Origin of the sequence: Streptomyces swartbergensis, from assembly GCF_002148965.1 — a bacterium.
Lineage (GTDB): Bacteria > Actinomycetota > Actinomycetes > Streptomycetales > Streptomycetaceae > Streptomyces > Streptomyces swartbergensis.
Genome location: NZ_NGFN01000023.1, coordinates 1 through 15,679 on the forward strand (window position 1 = coordinate 1; position 15,679 = coordinate 15,679).

A 15,679-nucleotide genomic window follows, 5' to 3' on the forward strand; every position below is an offset into this window, starting at 1 on the left:
TTGACTTGACCAGGGGCAAAGCAGCTCGCAGCCGCTTGTTGTAGGCCGGGCGCTGCGGCAGGTACGGGAACATCCCGTGCAGGTGGGCGTGGGCGAAGCGCAGCCAGCGGGCCTCGCAGTGGAAGCCCAGCACGGCCTGGGCCACTGCCAGGGTCACCAGCTCGGCATCGGTCAGCCGCGGCGGACGCCCACGCCACCGCAGGGTCTTCAAACGGTCATCGACATGCACGTACAGTGCCGTCAAGAGGGTGTCTAAATCGGTCGTCACAACCCGATGTTGGACACCCTCCCTACGTCTGAGAACCCCGCATTCGGAACTACTCGTCTAGACCTCGATGCCGAGCGCCGTGTCCGGCCTGCACTTCGTACACGCCGGCACCTGATGGCGTAGCGCCTCGACCGCCTGCGCCCTGGTCGCAGGTCTCGACCGCTTGCCCGCATCCCAGCAGTCCCCAGTGCGTACGGCAACGATGTTGCTGCGGTCCAGGCCGCGCTCGATCAGCCACTCGGGCGTCGGCGGGCGCCTGGCTGCGCCGACGCGACGCTCAGCCTCGCGGCGCTGTTCGTCCCCGCCGACCGCCGACGGCAAGGGCGCGCTGATCACTTCACCGCGACCATGGCCAGCACCCCGCCGGCCTCCTCGTACGCCTCGGTGAACCGCAGACCCCACGCCGGGCCGTGCAGCAGCGCGAGGTTGGTCGAGCAGTGCGCCACATCGAGATCCGCCGGGCCCCAGGAGGCCGCTGCCCAGTCGACGACGCCGGTGATCCGGGCACCGGCCGACTGTGAGAGCCGCTCGTCGAACAGCACGTTGCCGGGCTGGAAGTCCCGGTGCAGGAAGCGCCCTTTATAGGGCGGCGCGGGGCTGCGGATCACGTCGATCGCCGCAGCCCATACTGCCGCGTCGGCACCCGGGTACCACGACGGTGTCAGCAGTCGTCAACGCCGCATACTCCCGGAGCGGCTGGATGGGACGTACCGCGTGGATCGTCACGAGTTGACGGGCCAGCAAGGGAACACGCGTCTCCAATCCCTCATTTTCGATGACCGTCCGGCCCGCCAGATGGGTCATCAGGAGCGACGGATACTCGCAGTGCGCTGCGGTCGGATCAACCGCGATCAGTCCAGGAGCCGGCACACCGGTCCCCGTGAGCAGGGTGAGGGCGCCGGCCTCCCGGCTCAGCCAGTCCGCGGCGTCCCCCAGGTAGCGCGAGTCGACGAAGCTCCGGAGGACCAGGCCACGGGTGCCTCCGTCCCGCGTGCCGACGGTCAGCCTCCGCATTTCCGCGGTGATGCCGCCGTGCAGCGTCTCGGCGTTGACGACCCGTTCGCCGACCGTTAGGTGCTGGCTCACCCAAGCCATGGTCCGCGGTAGGACAGCCGTCTCCTCGTCACGGTTAGTCACCTGTACACCGCTGTGGCGCCGGGCACCCAGGCGCAGATCAGGGTGGCGGTCGTCGTGGAGGGGCCGTGGCCCTTGCGGTGGCCGACGGGGCTGTGTGCAAGGAAGGCCGGGGGTGAGGCGGCGGGGCGCAGCACGGCGTAGATGCCCTCCCCGGCGGGGACGGTGCTGTGCGGGAGGTCGGTGAATGGCACGAATCCGTCGAAGCCGCGCTCGGCCAGCGTCGCGTCGGTCAGAGGCGCGGGGCGGCCCGTTGAGGCCGCGGCGAGGCCGTTCTCGGCAGGTTCGCGCTCGGGCGTCATCGTRCGTACCTCCAGGGTGGAGCGAGAGAACGACGCATCGCGCAGGTAGCCCCTGGCGCTGCCGATGGACGTCCGTCAATCGGTGATGCCCTCCCGAGGAGCTCGGGAGGGCACCCCGTCAACAAGTCCCGGCCACCAGGCCGGGAAGTTGCCGACTGAACTTCCATTCGAAGACGGCGCTAAGATTGGGAGGAACTGGATAGATCAGCTCACCAGAGCTCTGGCTCTTGCCATTGGACACACGTTGGACGCTGCCCACCGGAAGACAAGAACTCATTTACCGCTTGCCGCACAAGAGCGATAGAGATTTCTGAATTCTCCGGAAATTCGGTCGCATTTCCCATAATGGAGTAGGAGACCTCTCCCCGCCCCTTCGAAGGGTCGAGCGAGGCGTAGTTCCCGTCGTCCATGAAGGCGAGGACTCCGACCTGTGGTCCTGCGTCGACCCCAACCAGCAACTCGTGGTCGGGAACCCCTGCAGGCATCAGTGGACGTTCCATGCTGTGCAACGAAGCCAAGTTCTCCGACGGACCGCCGGCAAGGAGCGCGTCGATCAAAGCGTCAACATCACTCGGGCCCTGGAGCAGAACCGGGTTATCTCCGTGTTCACGCCGATAGTAGGCTTGCACCTTACGGGTCGTCACTTCGCGCCTCCATAGGTCCAATCCTCCCAGCCGCCCTTTCCGTTGGGCCAGTGTACGTGAGCTGCCTCTTGCCTAAAATGGCGTCGAGTACGCGATGACACCCGAGTGGCTGCGCGCATTGACCAGCTGGATTATTAATGACGAGTTTCGCCTTATCTACGCCATCCCGGATCATAGTAGCGGCCATTTTCTGTTCGACATCGCTCGCACGAGCAGACTTTGCAGCACCTTTCAAGAATCCCGCCTTACGAAGGCGATCGTTAACTATATCTATCAATGCGGCGTCTGCCCTCTTGTTACCGCTGACGAGGCGAATCGCGTGGCCGGAGGGGAAGTGGCTGGGTCTGGGCCTGGACTAGGAGCCGGGGTGGGGTCCGCGATATTCGTGATGGACGTGCCCGCATCGTCATTGGCCGCGCCACCGCTCCCCGGAACGGGACCTGTGATGTCGGCAGTGCCATCTGGGTTCTCGCCGTAGCAGTAAACGTCAGGATCGCCGCACTGATCTTCGCCCGGATGTCCGCACTTGAGGCCACTGCTTGGGTCGAGGCCTGTAGGGTCAGCCAGTGTCGCAGGGGAGTTTTTCGCGTAGCTCAGGCTCGTGATGCCCGCGTCGTCGTAGCGGGCGTACCAGTTGCGGGTACAGATCTCGTCCCCGCCAAGGCCCTTCTGCCCGTAATCGTCCACCGACGTCACCATGCCGAGGGTGTCGTACCGCTTGGTGACGACATGGGTGCGCCAGCTGTTCGTTGCTGTGAGCTGGGTGCTGGTGTAGGTGACGGTGTCACGGACCCACCGGGAGGGCTGGTCGGCGCCTGGGGCGCTCTGGATGCCGGTCTGCCGATACGTGTAGTTCTTGAAGGTGCTGGCGATGGGCTGACTGCCGTCGTACGTAATCTGCTGGCGCAGGCGACCCGCGTGCTGGCCGCTGTCGGTGACGGCGCCAAAGTCCACGTCCGTATCGAGGAGCGGTGCCATGGACACCTTCGCCGCCCGCGGCTACAACAACGCCTCGCTCCAGGAGATCGCCGACCGCGCCGGCGTCACCCAGGCCGGCGTCCTGCACTACTTCCGCTCCAAGGCCCAACTGCTCACCCGCGTCCTCGCTCTGCGCGACGAGACCGACATCGAACAGCTCGGCACCGACCGCCCCCGCGGCCTGGCCTTCCTGCGCCACCTCGTCGACACCGTACGCCGCCACACCGAACGCGAAGGCGTCGTCCGCCTCTACGCCGCCCTCTCCGCGGAGAGCGTCACCGAGGGCCACCCCGCCCGGGACTACTTCCGCGACCGCTACGCCGGTCTGCGCACCTTCGTCACCGAAGCCCTCGCCGAAGCCGCCGAAGTCGGCGAGACCCGGCCCGGCCTCGACCTCGAAGAGGCGGCCACCGCGATCATCGCCGTCATGGACGGCCTCCAGATCCAGTGGCTGCTCGCCCCCGAATCCGTCGGCATGGCCGCCGCCACCGGCCGCGTCATCAACGCGCTCCTGGCCGACTTCACCAGCCAGACCACCTGAACACCTGCGAAGGGCGTCCGAACGTCTCAGCCCGCCACGCGGCAGCCTCGCCTGCTCAGGAAAGATCCGTTTCTGCGGCCCCCTTTGGGTCTTGGGCCAATGCTCGCCGGCCCGGCGGCAGTTGCCGCCGGCCAATAATGCCCGCCCGGAGGCATCGTCGCGGAACAGAAGCCCGACGGGGAGGACCTCGTCCTAGACGGTGAACGGGTCGTGCCCGGGTCAGGGCAAGCCGGGCTTCGCCGCACTCCAGCGCCGCCCTGCCGCCGAGGTCGCAGTGCCGAGTAATCCGCCGTGGAGCACCCCGCCTCTGCAATCGGCGGCCGAGCCCCGGGACCGGCGGTGAGGACAGGAGTGAAGCCGTTTGACCGGATGCTGCCTCCGCTTTAGTCTGGAATCAGTACGGAGGTAGCCTCCGTTTTATGGAAGGGCCAAGAGAGCACATGAGTGCCAGTGAGCAGAAGGGGCGCAAGCCCCGTGCGGACGTCCAGCGCAACCGTGCTGCCCTCCTGCGAGCGGCGCAGCACCACTTCCTGAGGCATGGGGTCGGTACGTCCCTGGAGGCGGTGGCCAAAGATGCGGGCGTCGGACCTGGCACCTTGTACCGGCACTTCCCCACTCGGGAAGCGCTGCTGGCGGCCGTGCTGCAGACGCGCTCCGAGGAGCTGGTGGCGCGCCAGGAGGAGATCGCGCAGCTCGGCGACGCCGGCGAGGCGCTGGAGCAGTGGCTGCGCGCGCTGGAGGAGTACTTCAGCGCGTTCAGCGGACTGCCGGAGCCGCTCATGGCCGCGGCCAGGGCGCAGGATCCGGACAACCCGCTCACGCTCCCCTGCGACACGGTCATCACCGCTACCGAGGAGTACGTGCGAGCCGCCCACCGGGCGGGGAACGTGCGCGCGTCGGTGAAGGGGTACGACCTGTTCCTCGCGGCCCTCTCCGTCGCCTGGCTCAAGGGAGCCGGCGCCGCCGACGAGGAGTCACTGGACCGTGTTCGCGCGCTCATTGCCACCGGCTACCGCCGCGAGCGGGACACCCAGGCGTAAGCCTCCGCCTGGCGATCACCGGAATTCCCGGAGACCTCTGGAATTTGGGGCGATACCCGGCGCCCCCATCCACAGTGACCACCACCCGCCGCCCTGGGGGTAGTGCGACTTTCGAAAGGATAAATCATGAAAATTTCTGTTATCGGCGCCGGAGCGATCGGTGGCAACCTCGCTCGCAAGCTCAGTGGAGCCGGTCACGACGTCGAGGTGGCGGACGCCCGCGGCCCCGAGGCTGTCGCGCCCGACGTACTGGAGACCGGCGCCCGCGCCGTGGCACTTGAGGACGCCGTCAAGGGCAGGGACGCCGTCATCCTGGCCATCCCCTTCGGAGTGGCGGGGCAGCTGGCCGACCTGTTCGCCTCCGTCCCCGCCGAGACGGTGGTCATCGACACCTCCAACTACTACCCGCACCTCAACGGGCGGATCGAGGCAGTGGAGGACGGTGTGGTGGAGAGCGTGTACACCTCCGAGCTCCTCGGGCGCCCCGTGGTCAAGGCATGGAACGCCGCCCTGGCCGAAACCCAGCGGACGAAGGGTGTCCCGGCGGGTACTCCGGGCCGCATCGCCATCCCGGTCGCCGGCGATTCCGAGGAAGCCAAGCGCGTGGCCATGCGCCTGGTGGACGACACCGGATTTGACCCCTACGACGCCGGCGCACTGGCCGAGTCCTGGCGTCAGCAGCCGATGGGCCCCGCCTACTGCACCGAGCTGACCCTGGACGAGCTGCCGGCGGCCCTGGCCGCGGCCGATCGCGTCAAGGACGCGGCCGTCCGCGACAGCATGCCAGAGCGCTTCGCCGCCCTCGGGGCCAATCCCACCCTGGATGACGTCGTCGAGATGAACCGCGCCGCCCACCGGTGACAACGCCTGCCGCCGGCCGCGGCGCACACCCCGTGCGAGGGGGAGGACCACACACATCCTCTAGCACGAGCGCCGCGGCCCTTCGGTACGCCCGCTCTCCTGGCGTGCGCTGCCCCTGGGTGCGCGTCACCCCTGACGGTCACCGGACTCCGACTCCTTTGGTCTCGCCTCGTTTGGAGGAGCGACCATGACAAGCCGACAGATGCTCCTGTGCATGCAGTTCACCAGCGGCTACGGAGCCGAACCCGGTGCATGGCGCCTGCCAGGTGCGAACCTGTCCAGCTACACGGACATGGACCAGTACGTGCGCTACGCGCAGGCGGCCGAGCGCGGCAAGATCCAGCTGCTGTTCTTCGCGGACACCCCGGTGCTGGACGTGGACCTCGAAGATCAGGCCCCGCACCACCCGATCGATCCGCTGCTGGTGATGACCTCTATCGCTCGCGAGACCGAGCGGATCGGTCTGGTCGCCACCGCCTCCACCACCTTCAACGAGCCCTACACTCTCGCCCGGCAGTTCAAGGCCCTGGACGTGATCAGCCACGGCCGGGCCGGCTGGAACGCGGTCACCACCTCCGACCCCGCCGCCGCGGCGAACTTCGGCCACCACATCCCGCCGCGTGCGCAGAAGTACGAGCGCGCGCACGAGGTCGTCCAGATCGTGCAGGCGCTGTGGGGCAGCTGGGAGAAGGACGCCTGGGTCCGTGACATCTCCGGGAAGCGGTTCGCCGACATGGGCAAGATCCAGCCGTTCAACCTCCAGGGCCGCCACGTCGCCTCCCGTGGCCCTCTGCCCATCCCGCCGTCCGAGCAGGGTCAGCCGGTCATCTTCCAGGCGGGCGGCGGCAGTTACGGCCTGGAACTGGCGGGCCGTTACGCCGACGGCGTCTACGCCAACCCCTACACCATCGAAGACGGCCAGGCCCAGCGCCAGGCCCTGCACGACGCCGCCAAGCGCGCCGGACGGGACCCGGACGAGGTGAAGATGTTCGCCGGCTTCATGCCGACCATCGCCCCCTCCCGCCGGGCCGCGCTCGACCGGCGCCGTTTTCTGAACGAGTCCGTCGACCTGCGCCAGCGGGTGCGCTACCTCGGCGCGATGATCGGCCTGCCGCTCACCTACGACCAGATCGACGGTGGTCGGCCACGTCGGCGGCGGTGCCGACGACGACCCGAACGACCAGGCCCAGTCTGAGGGGTAGCCACATGCGCCCGTCGACACGAGTGAGTCCTCCCCGCGCTGCCCAGAAGCTTTCGGCGCCCCCGCCGCGCGCATCCTCCCTCGCCCTCCCCGGATCAACCGCACAAACGGAACCACCATGAAGCTCTCCCTCGTCGAACTGGCCACCGTCAGCCCCGGCGGCGACAAGCCGCAAGCAAGCAGGACGCCGTCAACGCAGCCAGCAGGCCGAGGACCTCGGCTACCACCGCATCTGGTACGCCGAGCACCACGACTCCGCCAGCACCGCTGCCTCGTCGGTGGAGATCCTCATCACCCTGGCGGCCAACACCGGACACATGGGTGACTGAGCGCAAGGAATGAGCAGCGGCATCTGACCGCCGGAAGGGATGAAGGCCGCATTGCGTACCGCGACCAGCACCTGGGCGAGCTCCTGGTGCCCCGGGAGACCGGTACTTTCTGTACCGACCTGACCTGGGTACTGGCGGCGCCGGGTGGAGCCGTCGACGGGACGGTCCACGAAGCGGATCCGGGAGGCGGAACCAGCATCCCGACGGGCGGCACCCGCCCCGCTGCAGACGGAGCGCGCCGGGTCGGTGGTGCTGGCAGGGAGTCCGCGGTAGGCCCTCAACGCAGAGTGATCACGGTGGCTGCGCCCACGGAGCCCGAGGTCGGGATCGTGCGGACAAGGGTCTCTCTGCCTCCGATCAGCTCTTGCAGACCCGCCTTGCCGGGCTGCAGCCGGCCCCGTTCGAAGAGCAGCAGACTGACTTCGGTGCCCTCGGGCACGTGCATCCTCCTGTACTGGGCGAAGGTGACGGCATCGCATCCTGAGTACCAGCCGACCTCGGGCTCGTAACCAGTGACCAGCAGGCAGGGGCCGGACGAGGAAAGTCGGCGGGCGACAGGCACGGTCGAATCGCTGAGACGGTCGGGCCCTGGCATGGCGCCGTGCGCGACGACCTGGGCCGTCCCCAGAACCGTGACGGCGGCGAACGCGGCAACCACGGCGAGTGCGGGCGCTGCCCACCGGCCGGCCAGTTCGGCCAGGGACTGGACGCCGAGCACGGTGAGAAGGACGACGGACAGGTAGACGAAGCGCGGTTCACCGTCGGTGGCGACGCCGAGGATGACGAAGACGAGAAGGGCGGTCGTACCCAGAAACACCCGCCGGCGTTCCTCCATCCGCAGCGTCTGCCCGTCCGCCCGCCGGCTGCGCAGAAGTCGTCGTAGAACGACGCCGGTGGCGAAGAGTCCGGCGGCCATCACAACCGCGCCCAGGTCTCCGGCCAGCCGATACGGAAAGATCGCCAGGTAGTAGAGGAGACCGTCGCCCACGAAGAGGCGATTGGCCTGCTTGGTCGCCGAGAAGATCATGCCGAGTGGCGAGCCTGTGACCTTCGAGGCGTGGACCAGGTGGGGAATCAAGCCCATGAGAAGGACGGCGGCGGCGACAGCCACACGGCGGCCAAGTCTGGTCCAGGCCCGTGGACCGTAAGCGAGAAGTGCCGCGAGCCCGACGGCGACGAGGTTCCCCACCACCCCGTACCGCAGGTAGAAGGCAGCCAGCACGACGAACGGCACGGCGAGCAGCGCGTGCGAGTCCGGCTTCTCCTGCGCGCGGACGAGAAGGAAGACGACCAGGAGAAGAAGCCCGGTGGCTCCTATGTCATTGAGGAACTCCGGGACCCGGCGGAGAAAACCCAGACCGCTGAGTATGAGGAGCATCGCGACCACGGCCCGTCTGGGCGTCGTCCATGCGGCGGCGACCAGGTAGGTGGTCGTGAGCGTGAACAGCGCCAGGACCAGGGCCACCACGCGCAGAGCGCCCGTGTCGTCATGCAGGGCGAGAGCCAGGCGGCCGAGCGCGGGAAGGCCGACCGGCCGATACGCACCCCAGCCCGCGTCGGGGGTACCGTCCAGCCAGGACCGGGCCTTGTTGGCGTAGACGGCCTCCTCGTGGCCGAGGTGCGGCTCGTGGTCCTGCAGCACGGCCCACACACCGGCGGCCAGGGCCAGCACACCGAGGACGAGCACCCGCACGGGAACCCGGCGCAGCCTGTCCACGCCACGGAGCCAGGCAGGCGGAACGCCGGACCGGCTCCACCGGGGACGGGCCAACAGCCATGCAGGCGCCGCGATCAGCAGGTACGGCCACGGCTGCCATCCGGGCAGCCAGTCACCGAAGCCGGCGATCAGCAGCACCTGTTGGAGGCCGGCCAACGCGGTGAAGACAACAGCGACGACGAGAGATCCTCGCCTGTTCGACGCTGCCGGGGAACCCGCGCGCGCCTCGGACTGAGTTGTTTCCATGCTTGGGTGCCGCACCGGCTCATGCGCGGGGCGACAGGGACCTCTCCGTGCGCAGAGACAGCCAACTCACCAGCAGCAGGCAGCAGGAGAGAGTGGACAGTACGGTCAGTGCGGTACCGGCGTCCGGGGCCCCTGGCGTGGAGCTCCACCAGTAGAGGCTCCACTGCGCGCCTTCGGGCAGCTTCATCCAGGCGGCGATCCAGTAATGCGGCACCCAGCCGCGGAGCTCCGTGGTCACGAGCGGCAGAGTGACCATCAGGGGACCCGCTCCCAGGACGGCTGCGGCGATCACGGCCCGCGCGACGGCGGCACCGCACGCGGCGAGCGCCGCGAAGAACGTCAGCACGAGCAGCGCCCTGGCGCAGGTCGTCAGTGCCTCACCCCATCCCGGAACGGCCGCCGGCACGTCCTCAGGCCGCGACCCGCCCGGAGGCTCTACGGAGTGACCCACCTTGAACGCGGCCCACAACGCCACCGCGGTCACGGCCATGCTGAGCACCGCGAGGAGCAGGACCACCACGATCTTGCGCAGGACCAGCAGCCAGACGCGCCCCTGGTACAGACGTACCAACGGCCATGTCCCGCTTTCCAGACCCTCGGCCAGCACGACCCCGCACAGCACAGCGACGAATACCAGGCCCAGCAGGGAAGAGTGGTGCCACGCGGCCGCCTGCAACGCTCCGGCCGGAGTGGCCAGCGCGGTGATGCTCGCGTCCAGGCCGTTCGGCCCGTGCTGGACGCCGTCGAGATACGACACGACCGCACGCACCGCGGCGGCGACAGCGAGCAGCACGGTCAGCACGGCCGCCGGTTGGACCGCAAGCCGTACTTCCGCCCGCAGCGGGGCGATGACCCGTCTCATGGTTCCGCCCCTCACACCAGGTCACGCGGACGGGTGCGCCAGGCCTGCCACAGCGCCAGGCAGAGCAGCGCCATCCAGGGCAGAGCCCGTACCGCGGCGGGAGCGGTCGAATCCACCGCCGAGGTCCACAGGTGGTCGTAGACGTTCAGCCCGCGCGACAGACCCATCCCGTCGGCCAGGACCGGACCGGGCAGCCACGTCGTGACAGGCAGTGTGGCGAGAGCCAGGACCAGCACCCCGATGAGGACCGTGCGCAGCGGCATCCGTACGACGGCCGCCAGCCCGACGGCGGCCACGCAGGCCACCCCCAGCACCAGCAGGCCGGTACCGGCCCTCTGCAGTGTGTAGGCCGAGACCTCGTCCGCCGCGGCCATCCGGTGGAGCGGGAAGGCGCGCCGCGTGTGCGTCACGGCCAGGAGCCAGACGCCTGCCGATGTTGCCGCGGCCGCCAGCAGGGACCACACCCAGAGCACGGCGGCCTTGGCGGACAGCAGCCGCCACAGGCGCTGTTCCTGCAGCAGCAGTGGCACCGCCGTACCGCGAGACCACTCTCCGGCGGTGAAGAAGGCGGCGAGGACAAGGACCGAGAGCAGGCCGGGTGCGGTGGCGAACCAGCCGAAGGTCCAGCCGACGGCACCGAGAGGGTGCTGAGCCATCCCCATCTGCTCAGCGCTGGCCACGAATCCGGCCTCGATGTTCTCGTATGCCGCGCGGGTGCCTTCCAGACCGGCCAGGCAGTCCTTGAGGAACGCGGCGGCGGGGACGTCCGGCGGGAGGTTCGCCGCGTCCTTCGCGCAACTCTCCGGAGTCAGTTTCGTGAGCCCGAGACGCACGTGCTGCAGGTTGTTGTGCGCGACGCGCTGCACGTTGAGCGCCTGGAGCGTGATGCCGACGGTCAGCAGGAGGAGTATGGCCACGGGGAGCAGGCGGGGCAGTGTGCGGCGCAGTTCGCAGCCGAGCAGACGCAGCCAGGACTTCATGCGGCCCCGCCCTCTCGAACGGAGGTGTGGACGACGGTCCGCTGCTGGGCGAAGAACCAGTCCTCCAGGTCCTGCGGTCCGTCCGTCGCGCCCAGTCCGAGCTGCTCGATCGTTCCGGACGCGCTCACCACACCCTGCGAGATCATGACGATGCTGTCGCACAGCCGGGCTATCTCGTCCAGTTGATGGCTGGATATGAGGATGCCCGCGCCGCGGGCGGTCTCTTCGGCGATGATGCCGCGTATCAGGCGCACGCCCGCGGGATCAAGGCCGTTGGTCGGCTCGTCGAGGATCAGTAGGGCCGGTTCCTTCATCAGGGCGGCGGCGATCGCCAGCCGCTGGCGCATTCCCTGCGAGAACGTCCGGACCCGGCGTCCGGCGGCATCCGCCAGGCCGACGCGTTCCAGCGCGCGGTCGGCACGGCCCTCGTCGGGCAAGCCCGCGGTGTCGAGCAGTGCGCGCAGCATGCCGCGTCCGGTCATCCAACGGTAGAAGGCGGGGGCGTCCAGCGCGGCGCCGACGCGCGCCAGCACGGGGGGACGCATCGGCAAGGCGTGTCCGAGGACGTGCACCTCACCGGCGGTGGGGGCGACAAGGCCGGTGGCTATACGCATGAGGGTGGTCTTGCCTGCCCCGTTGAGGCCGAGGAGGCCGGTCACCCGACCGGCCTCCACGCTCAGGGACACGCCGTCCAGCACGGTGCGCTTACCGTACGTCTTGACCACACCGCGGCAGGAGAGAACGGGTGTCATGAAAGGGAGATTCCTTGTCAGGAGGTGACGCGGTAGACCTTGAGGTTGAGCTCGTCGACCACGCCGCCGGACGGAGTGGAGGCGACCTTGGCGTAGTAGTAGCCGTTGCCCTCGCCGGCGTAGCTCTTGGTGTAGGGGGCGTTGTCACAGGACCAGTCCCGCCAGGCGACCCACTCGTCGAAGCCCGTCACCGACTTCTTGAAGTCGTAGCCGATGCGTCCCCCGTAGCGGGTCACGCACAGGTTCTGGGTGATGTACTGCGTGTTCGAGCCGACCGCGTACCAGTTGGAGGTCTCGTCTCCCGCCACAGCCGAACGGAGGTAGCGGTTGGACGTGCTCCACGTCGCCGCGGAGGCGGTGGTGACGGCTGCGCCGACCGCGAGAGCGGCGAGCAGAGTGGTGACGCCTGCGCGGCGTATGCGGGCAGATCTGAGGCTCATGAGCACTCCAGAGTGGGAGCCCACCCTCTGATCGAGGGGGGGCAACGGGATGCAGCCAACCGACTGCCACGTGATCATGAAGCTCAGGTATGGAGAGTGTCAATTGCGCGTGGATCTTTCCTGGAGGGAAAGTGCCGATAAGGCGGCGAGGTCGAATTCCTCCTGGTTGAAGGCCTGGTGAGGGCCTATCACTTGATTGCAGGGCCGTTCGGCGCTACGCCCCGATCAGGCACGTGACGTGGCGTCATGTCGCCTCGCAATACGGGGCCTTCCGCGTAGGAATGGGCCACTGTGCCCCCGGAGGTTCCGCCTTCGGGCGCGGCGGGAACTCGCCGGCTGTGAGCCGAGGGGCCGGGCAGGACTTGCGAGGGTCACCGCGCGCTCGGATGGCGATCACCTCGCCTGTGACGTTCGGTGACGGATCGTCATGGCCTGAAGTGTTCGCCCCGCGATGCGCATGACGATGTCAGGGGGCCTTTCGCCGCTGGGCACCAGCGACCTGTGCGATGAAGCCCGCGACTTGCGGGCCGAACGCCTGGGCGACGGCCGCGGTGACGTCGAGGAACGGCAGCGTCCTGAGGTTGGCCGCCGTACCCCTCCACGTGTCCACGCCGTTGTGCCGGTTGAGGTTGATCAGCGTGACCCTCTCCCCCGTCGCCGGGGCGCGGCGGCCGCTCCTCCGGGATCACCGGCGGGTGGACCACGATGTGCGGAAATGTGCTCCACTTCGAGGTAGCGGGGAGCCAGGGAGCGGCGGACCCATTCGGTGTCAGACGCGCAGGTCGGCCCGCTTGGTGCGCCTGGGTGTCCCAGGCCGATCTCGCGGTGGACTCCGGCCAGGCCCTCCTCGTCCTCGGCGACACCGGACGCGCCCACCACCTCATCAGCGAAGGCGAACGACTGCTGCCCGAGAGCCGGGGCAAGCCCCGAGGCGTGTTCCTCGCCTACCGAGCAGCGAGCTACCTCGACCTCAAGGAACCCGAGCCCGCCGCGGCCACCGCCACCGCCACCCAGTCCCTGCTCCTGGCCCGGCGCACCGGAGCACCCCGCTGCGTCCGCCTCACCGAGGACCTGCTCCCCCGCTTCCAGCCCTACGCCCGTGCCCAAGGCGTTGCGGAACTCCTCCGACTCACCGCCGCATAGTCGGCATCAGCCGACCGCACACAGCCCAAGAGCGAACCAAGAGTTCGCCTCCGACGTGCAAGGCGCCCTGGCCGCCGACGCACAAGCACTGTGGACCACCTCGGCCACACCGGCGATCCGGGCCGCGATGTGGGCAACGGGCGCGGCCCGGCCGAGGGTGTGCTGCACGCGCCGGACTGCGCGGAGGCGCCGCAGGATGCGCCGCCGCTCGATCTGGAGCACGCCCTGGACGTCGCTGACAACTCGACGACGCGGCTGTGCACCCTATGGGGATGCGCCCAGGAGCTCACCCCGACGCTGCGCGGTTCCACCACATCGACAACAAGTGACCCGTCGTTGCGTAGTGCGTGGATGCTCGCGATGGTGACGTGGAGCCCTTTGCAGCTTTGCTGGATGCTTATCGGCTCCCGCGAGTCCGGTGATCACAACGGTGCCGCCGTGCGTGAACGAGAGACGAAGCGGCGCCTACGCGGACGGGCCGGTCGGCGGGACCGACTCCCCGGCCGCGCCTGCGCAGCCTGCGGATTGTGCGGATCTTGCGGGCCCGCCCGCCCGGCCGCACCCTTCTCCCAGCGGTGCAGCCACGCCATGCCCGTGCGCCGCATGCACGGACGCCAGCCGCGATTCACAAACGCACACCCAGGCTTCCGGTCGCATCCATGATGTAGGACCAGGCTGACCGCTCAGCCTCCGGGTGCGGCGGGCACCGACGGCTGCGACCGTATGAGTGAAGGGGGCAGGTCCGAACGGGGGAGGACGGAGGCGGTCCGTCATGCTCAGGGCTCACCCTTCGCTCCTGCGGGAGCTCGTCGAGCGCTGCGAGAGTCTCCGGCGACGCCTGGCGTCCGATGGCAGCGCGCAGACCAGGCGCCAGCTCGATGACGCGTCGTACACGCTGTGTGTGGTCACCGGCACCCGCCAGTTGGACACGGCGCTGGATATGGCCCGCCGGCAGCTGGCCGACGCGATGCGGCGCGAGCAGCCTCTCCGTCGCTGACGCGCGCTCCGGGACCTCAGCCAGGCACGCGCCCAGAGGGCCAGACCTCCGCACCATCCATGCCAAGCAGGAACGGCGACCGCTTCCACAGGCTCCGCAGCCGACGGCTCCGCCGGGACAGATGGTGGACCTGATGGGCGCGCTGCAGCAGTCCGTCAGCAAGGCCCGAGGCGCGCGGCGAGCCGGACGTGGGCGAACTGCCGGGTACAAAGACACCGGCACAACGGACCGCGAAGAAGCCCGCCAGTAAGGCTTCCTCGAGGAAACCCCGGCACAGCACGTAAGGCTCCCCCGGCCCGCTCCCCCGGCAGCCATGCGCCGCTGAGCAGTCGTGGTCCGGGTACGCGCCGCCGTGGTCGGGGCTACGAGGTGCTCCGGTCGGGGTCGGGGAGCGCTGGGGCGGGAAGTGCAGCTCCAGGACCTCCACCCACTTGGTGCAGGACGTCGAAGCCGGTGGTGTCGGTCTGCGTCTGGACCAGCTCGGTCAGGGCGTCGATGAGGCTGAGCGGCTGTGCCCGGCAGAATCGCGGCGGCGGCTTGCTTCAGGCGTTCGTACGCGGCCGGGAAGACTTCCGCAGCACCGGACGGCCACCACCGAGCAGAAGCACCGGGTGATCGCGGCATGCGGGTAAGACCGGTCGATGGCAGCGGCTGCTGGGCGTGGCAATCCGGCACACGGCCAGACACGGGCCCGTGTGTCAGCCTGCATGGATGACGGTGCCGTCCTGCCTGTTCAGTCAGGCAGGTCACCAGTAGTGGCGGCGGCCGGCGACCGCGTGTCCCATGGAACCCATGATCCACAGGGCCGCGCCGATGACCGCGAGGATGATCCCGATCGTCCAAAGGATCGATATGCCGGTAATGAATCCGACGACAAGCAGGATGATGCCGAGGAGGAGCATGATCGCCTCCGGTGGTCAGTAGTGCTGCTTTCACTGTGGACCCCAGCGCCGTGCTGGGGAAGTGCCGGTGCTTAAGTATTCCGGGCTCGGAGCGTGATCGTGCGCCGGCAGGTGGCTGTGAACTGTGCCGTTCATTCCGTCACTGTGCTGGGACGGCGAAGATCCGGCGTTGTCGCGAGCCGGGCGGTCATCGCCGATGCAGTCACGGCTGATCGATGCCAAGCCGAGCCATGGGAACTGTGTGCCTGTGCGCGAGAGGGAAACCCAGAAGCAGTACGGGACACCCAGCCCTGCGGCTTTGAGACGCTGCCCTCAGACAGCGGACCTCAGGCGGCCGGGACA

The 15,679-nt window shown here is 68.7% G+C and carries 19 protein-coding genes and 2 pseudogenes; 7 read left to right on the forward strand and 14 right to left on the reverse strand.

Going from position 1 to position 15,679, the window contains the following annotated elements; translation table 11 throughout:
- From CA983_RS06225 to CA983_RS06255, 7 genes and pseudogenes are all read right to left on the reverse strand, one after another.
- Positions 1 to 268 (reverse strand): annotated as a pseudogene (locus CA983_RS06225) (IS982 family transposase); the annotation flags it as partial.
- A gap of 57 nt (positions 269 to 325) precedes the next feature.
- Positions 326 to 670: a DUF6233 domain-containing protein gene (locus CA983_RS47645; protein ID WP_341866646.1), complete on the reverse strand. Its 345-nt coding sequence runs from the start codon at positions 668 to 670 to the stop codon at positions 326 to 328.
- Positions 610 to 1,363: pseudogene (locus tag CA983_RS06235) on the reverse strand (phosphotransferase family protein); the annotation flags it as partial. The pseudogene CA983_RS06235 and the gene CA983_RS47645, both read right to left, overlap by 61 nt.
- A gap of 38 nt (positions 1,364 to 1,401) precedes the next feature.
- Complete coding sequence (locus tag CA983_RS06240; protein WP_208636901.1) at positions 1,402 to 1,704, reverse strand: hypothetical protein; 303 nt, start codon at positions 1,702 to 1,704, stop codon at positions 1,402 to 1,404.
- 209 nt (positions 1,705 to 1,913) lie between these two features.
- The gene (locus CA983_RS06245) at positions 1,914 to 2,348 is read right to left on the reverse strand and encodes an Imm1 family immunity protein (protein ID WP_158101836.1); all 435 of its coding nucleotides are present in this window, start codon (positions 2,346 to 2,348) and stop codon (positions 1,914 to 1,916) included.
- On the reverse strand, positions 2,335 to 2,625 hold the full coding sequence (locus tag CA983_RS49395) for a DddA-like double-stranded DNA deaminase toxin (RefSeq protein ID WP_158101837.1): 291 nt from the start codon (positions 2,623 to 2,625) through the stop codon (positions 2,335 to 2,337). Before CA983_RS49395 ends, CA983_RS06245 begins: the two co-directional genes overlap by 14 nt.
- Positions 2,622 to 3,326, reverse strand: coding sequence for a hypothetical protein (locus CA983_RS06255; protein WP_143645455.1), 705 nt, complete (start codon positions 3,324 to 3,326; stop codon positions 2,622 to 2,624). The genes CA983_RS49395 and CA983_RS06255 overlap by 4 nt, the downstream gene beginning before the upstream one ends.
- Here CA983_RS06255 and CA983_RS06260 point away from each other — a divergent pair.
- The 4 genes from CA983_RS06260 (at position 3,325) to CA983_RS06275 (ending at position 6,963) form a co-directional block, all read left to right on the forward strand.
- The gene (locus tag CA983_RS06260; RefSeq protein WP_086599883.1) at positions 3,325 to 3,867 is read left to right on the forward strand and encodes a TetR/AcrR family transcriptional regulator; all 543 of its coding nucleotides are present in this window, start codon (positions 3,325 to 3,327) and stop codon (positions 3,865 to 3,867) included. The genes CA983_RS06255 and CA983_RS06260 overlap by 2 nt on opposite strands.
- Positions 3,868 to 4,307: 440 nt before the next feature.
- Positions 4,308 to 4,907, forward strand: a complete 600-nt coding sequence (locus tag CA983_RS06265; RefSeq protein WP_086599884.1) for a TetR/AcrR family transcriptional regulator — start codon at positions 4,308 to 4,310, stop codon at positions 4,905 to 4,907.
- A 126-nt stretch (positions 4,908 to 5,033) separates the two neighbouring features.
- On the forward strand, positions 5,034 to 5,768 hold the full coding sequence (locus CA983_RS06270; protein WP_086599885.1) for an NADPH-dependent F420 reductase: 735 nt from the start codon (positions 5,034 to 5,036) through the stop codon (positions 5,766 to 5,768).
- A gap of 187 nt (positions 5,769 to 5,955) precedes the next feature.
- Positions 5,956 to 6,963 carry an NtaA/DmoA family FMN-dependent monooxygenase gene (locus tag CA983_RS06275; RefSeq protein WP_244206675.1) on the forward strand — a complete coding sequence of 336 codons (1,008 nt, stop codon included), beginning with the start codon at positions 5,956 to 5,958 and terminating at the stop codon, positions 6,961 to 6,963.
- 612 nt (positions 6,964 to 7,575) lie between these two features.
- On the opposite strand, the gene CA983_RS06285 is transcribed toward CA983_RS06275, so the two are convergent.
- The 6 genes from CA983_RS06285 to CA983_RS46135 all read right to left on the reverse strand — a co-directional run bounded on the left by CA983_RS06285 (position 7,576) and on the right by CA983_RS46135 (position 12,905).
- Positions 7,576 to 9,171 carry a glycosyltransferase family 39 protein gene (locus CA983_RS06285; protein ID WP_086599887.1) on the reverse strand — a complete coding sequence of 532 codons (1,596 nt, stop codon included), beginning with the start codon at positions 9,169 to 9,171 and terminating at the stop codon, positions 7,576 to 7,578.
- Between the two features lie 109 nt (positions 9,172 to 9,280).
- On the reverse strand, positions 9,281 to 10,123 hold the full coding sequence (locus CA983_RS06290; RefSeq protein ID WP_086599888.1) for a hypothetical protein: 843 nt from the start codon (positions 10,121 to 10,123) through the stop codon (positions 9,281 to 9,283).
- 11 nt (positions 10,124 to 10,134) lie between these two features.
- On the reverse strand, positions 10,135 to 11,103 hold the full coding sequence (locus CA983_RS06295; protein ID WP_086599889.1) for a hypothetical protein: 969 nt from the start codon (positions 11,101 to 11,103) through the stop codon (positions 10,135 to 10,137).
- The gene (locus CA983_RS06300; RefSeq protein WP_086599890.1) at positions 11,100 to 11,855 is read right to left on the reverse strand and encodes an ABC transporter ATP-binding protein; all 756 of its coding nucleotides are present in this window, start codon (positions 11,853 to 11,855) and stop codon (positions 11,100 to 11,102) included. Before CA983_RS06300 ends, CA983_RS06295 begins: the two co-directional genes overlap by 4 nt.
- A 17-nt stretch (positions 11,856 to 11,872) precedes the next feature.
- The gene (locus CA983_RS06305; RefSeq protein ID WP_086599891.1) at positions 11,873 to 12,295 is read right to left on the reverse strand and encodes a hypothetical protein; all 423 of its coding nucleotides are present in this window, start codon (positions 12,293 to 12,295) and stop codon (positions 11,873 to 11,875) included.
- 466 nt (positions 12,296 to 12,761) lie between these two features.
- Complete coding sequence (locus tag CA983_RS46135; protein ID WP_158101838.1) at positions 12,762 to 12,905, reverse strand: hypothetical protein; 144 nt, start codon at positions 12,903 to 12,905, stop codon at positions 12,762 to 12,764.
- Positions 12,906 to 13,099: 194 nt separating this feature from the next.
- Between CA983_RS46135 and CA983_RS06310 the strand changes: the two genes are divergently transcribed.
- The 3 genes from CA983_RS06310 (at position 13,100) to CA983_RS06320 (ending at position 14,435) form a co-directional block, all read left to right on the forward strand.
- Positions 13,100 to 13,438: a hypothetical protein gene (locus CA983_RS06310; protein ID WP_086599892.1), complete on the forward strand. Its 339-nt coding sequence runs from the start codon at positions 13,100 to 13,102 to the stop codon at positions 13,436 to 13,438.
- Between the two features lie 159 nt (positions 13,439 to 13,597).
- Positions 13,598 to 14,101, forward strand: coding sequence for a hypothetical protein (locus tag CA983_RS47650; protein WP_244206685.1), 504 nt, complete (start codon positions 13,598 to 13,600; stop codon positions 14,099 to 14,101).
- A gap of 109 nt (positions 14,102 to 14,210) precedes the next feature.
- A complete protein-coding gene (locus CA983_RS06320) occupies positions 14,211 to 14,435 on the forward strand; it encodes a DUF5133 domain-containing protein (RefSeq protein WP_086599894.1) in 225 nt (74 codons plus the stop codon).
- 746 nt (positions 14,436 to 15,181) lie between these two features.
- Here the strand turns inward: CA983_RS06320 and CA983_RS46610 are convergent.
- Positions 15,182 to 15,337, reverse strand: coding sequence for a DUF6131 family protein (locus CA983_RS46610; protein ID WP_086599895.1), 156 nt, complete (start codon positions 15,335 to 15,337; stop codon positions 15,182 to 15,184).
- Positions 15,338 to 15,679 lie beyond the last annotated feature (342 nt).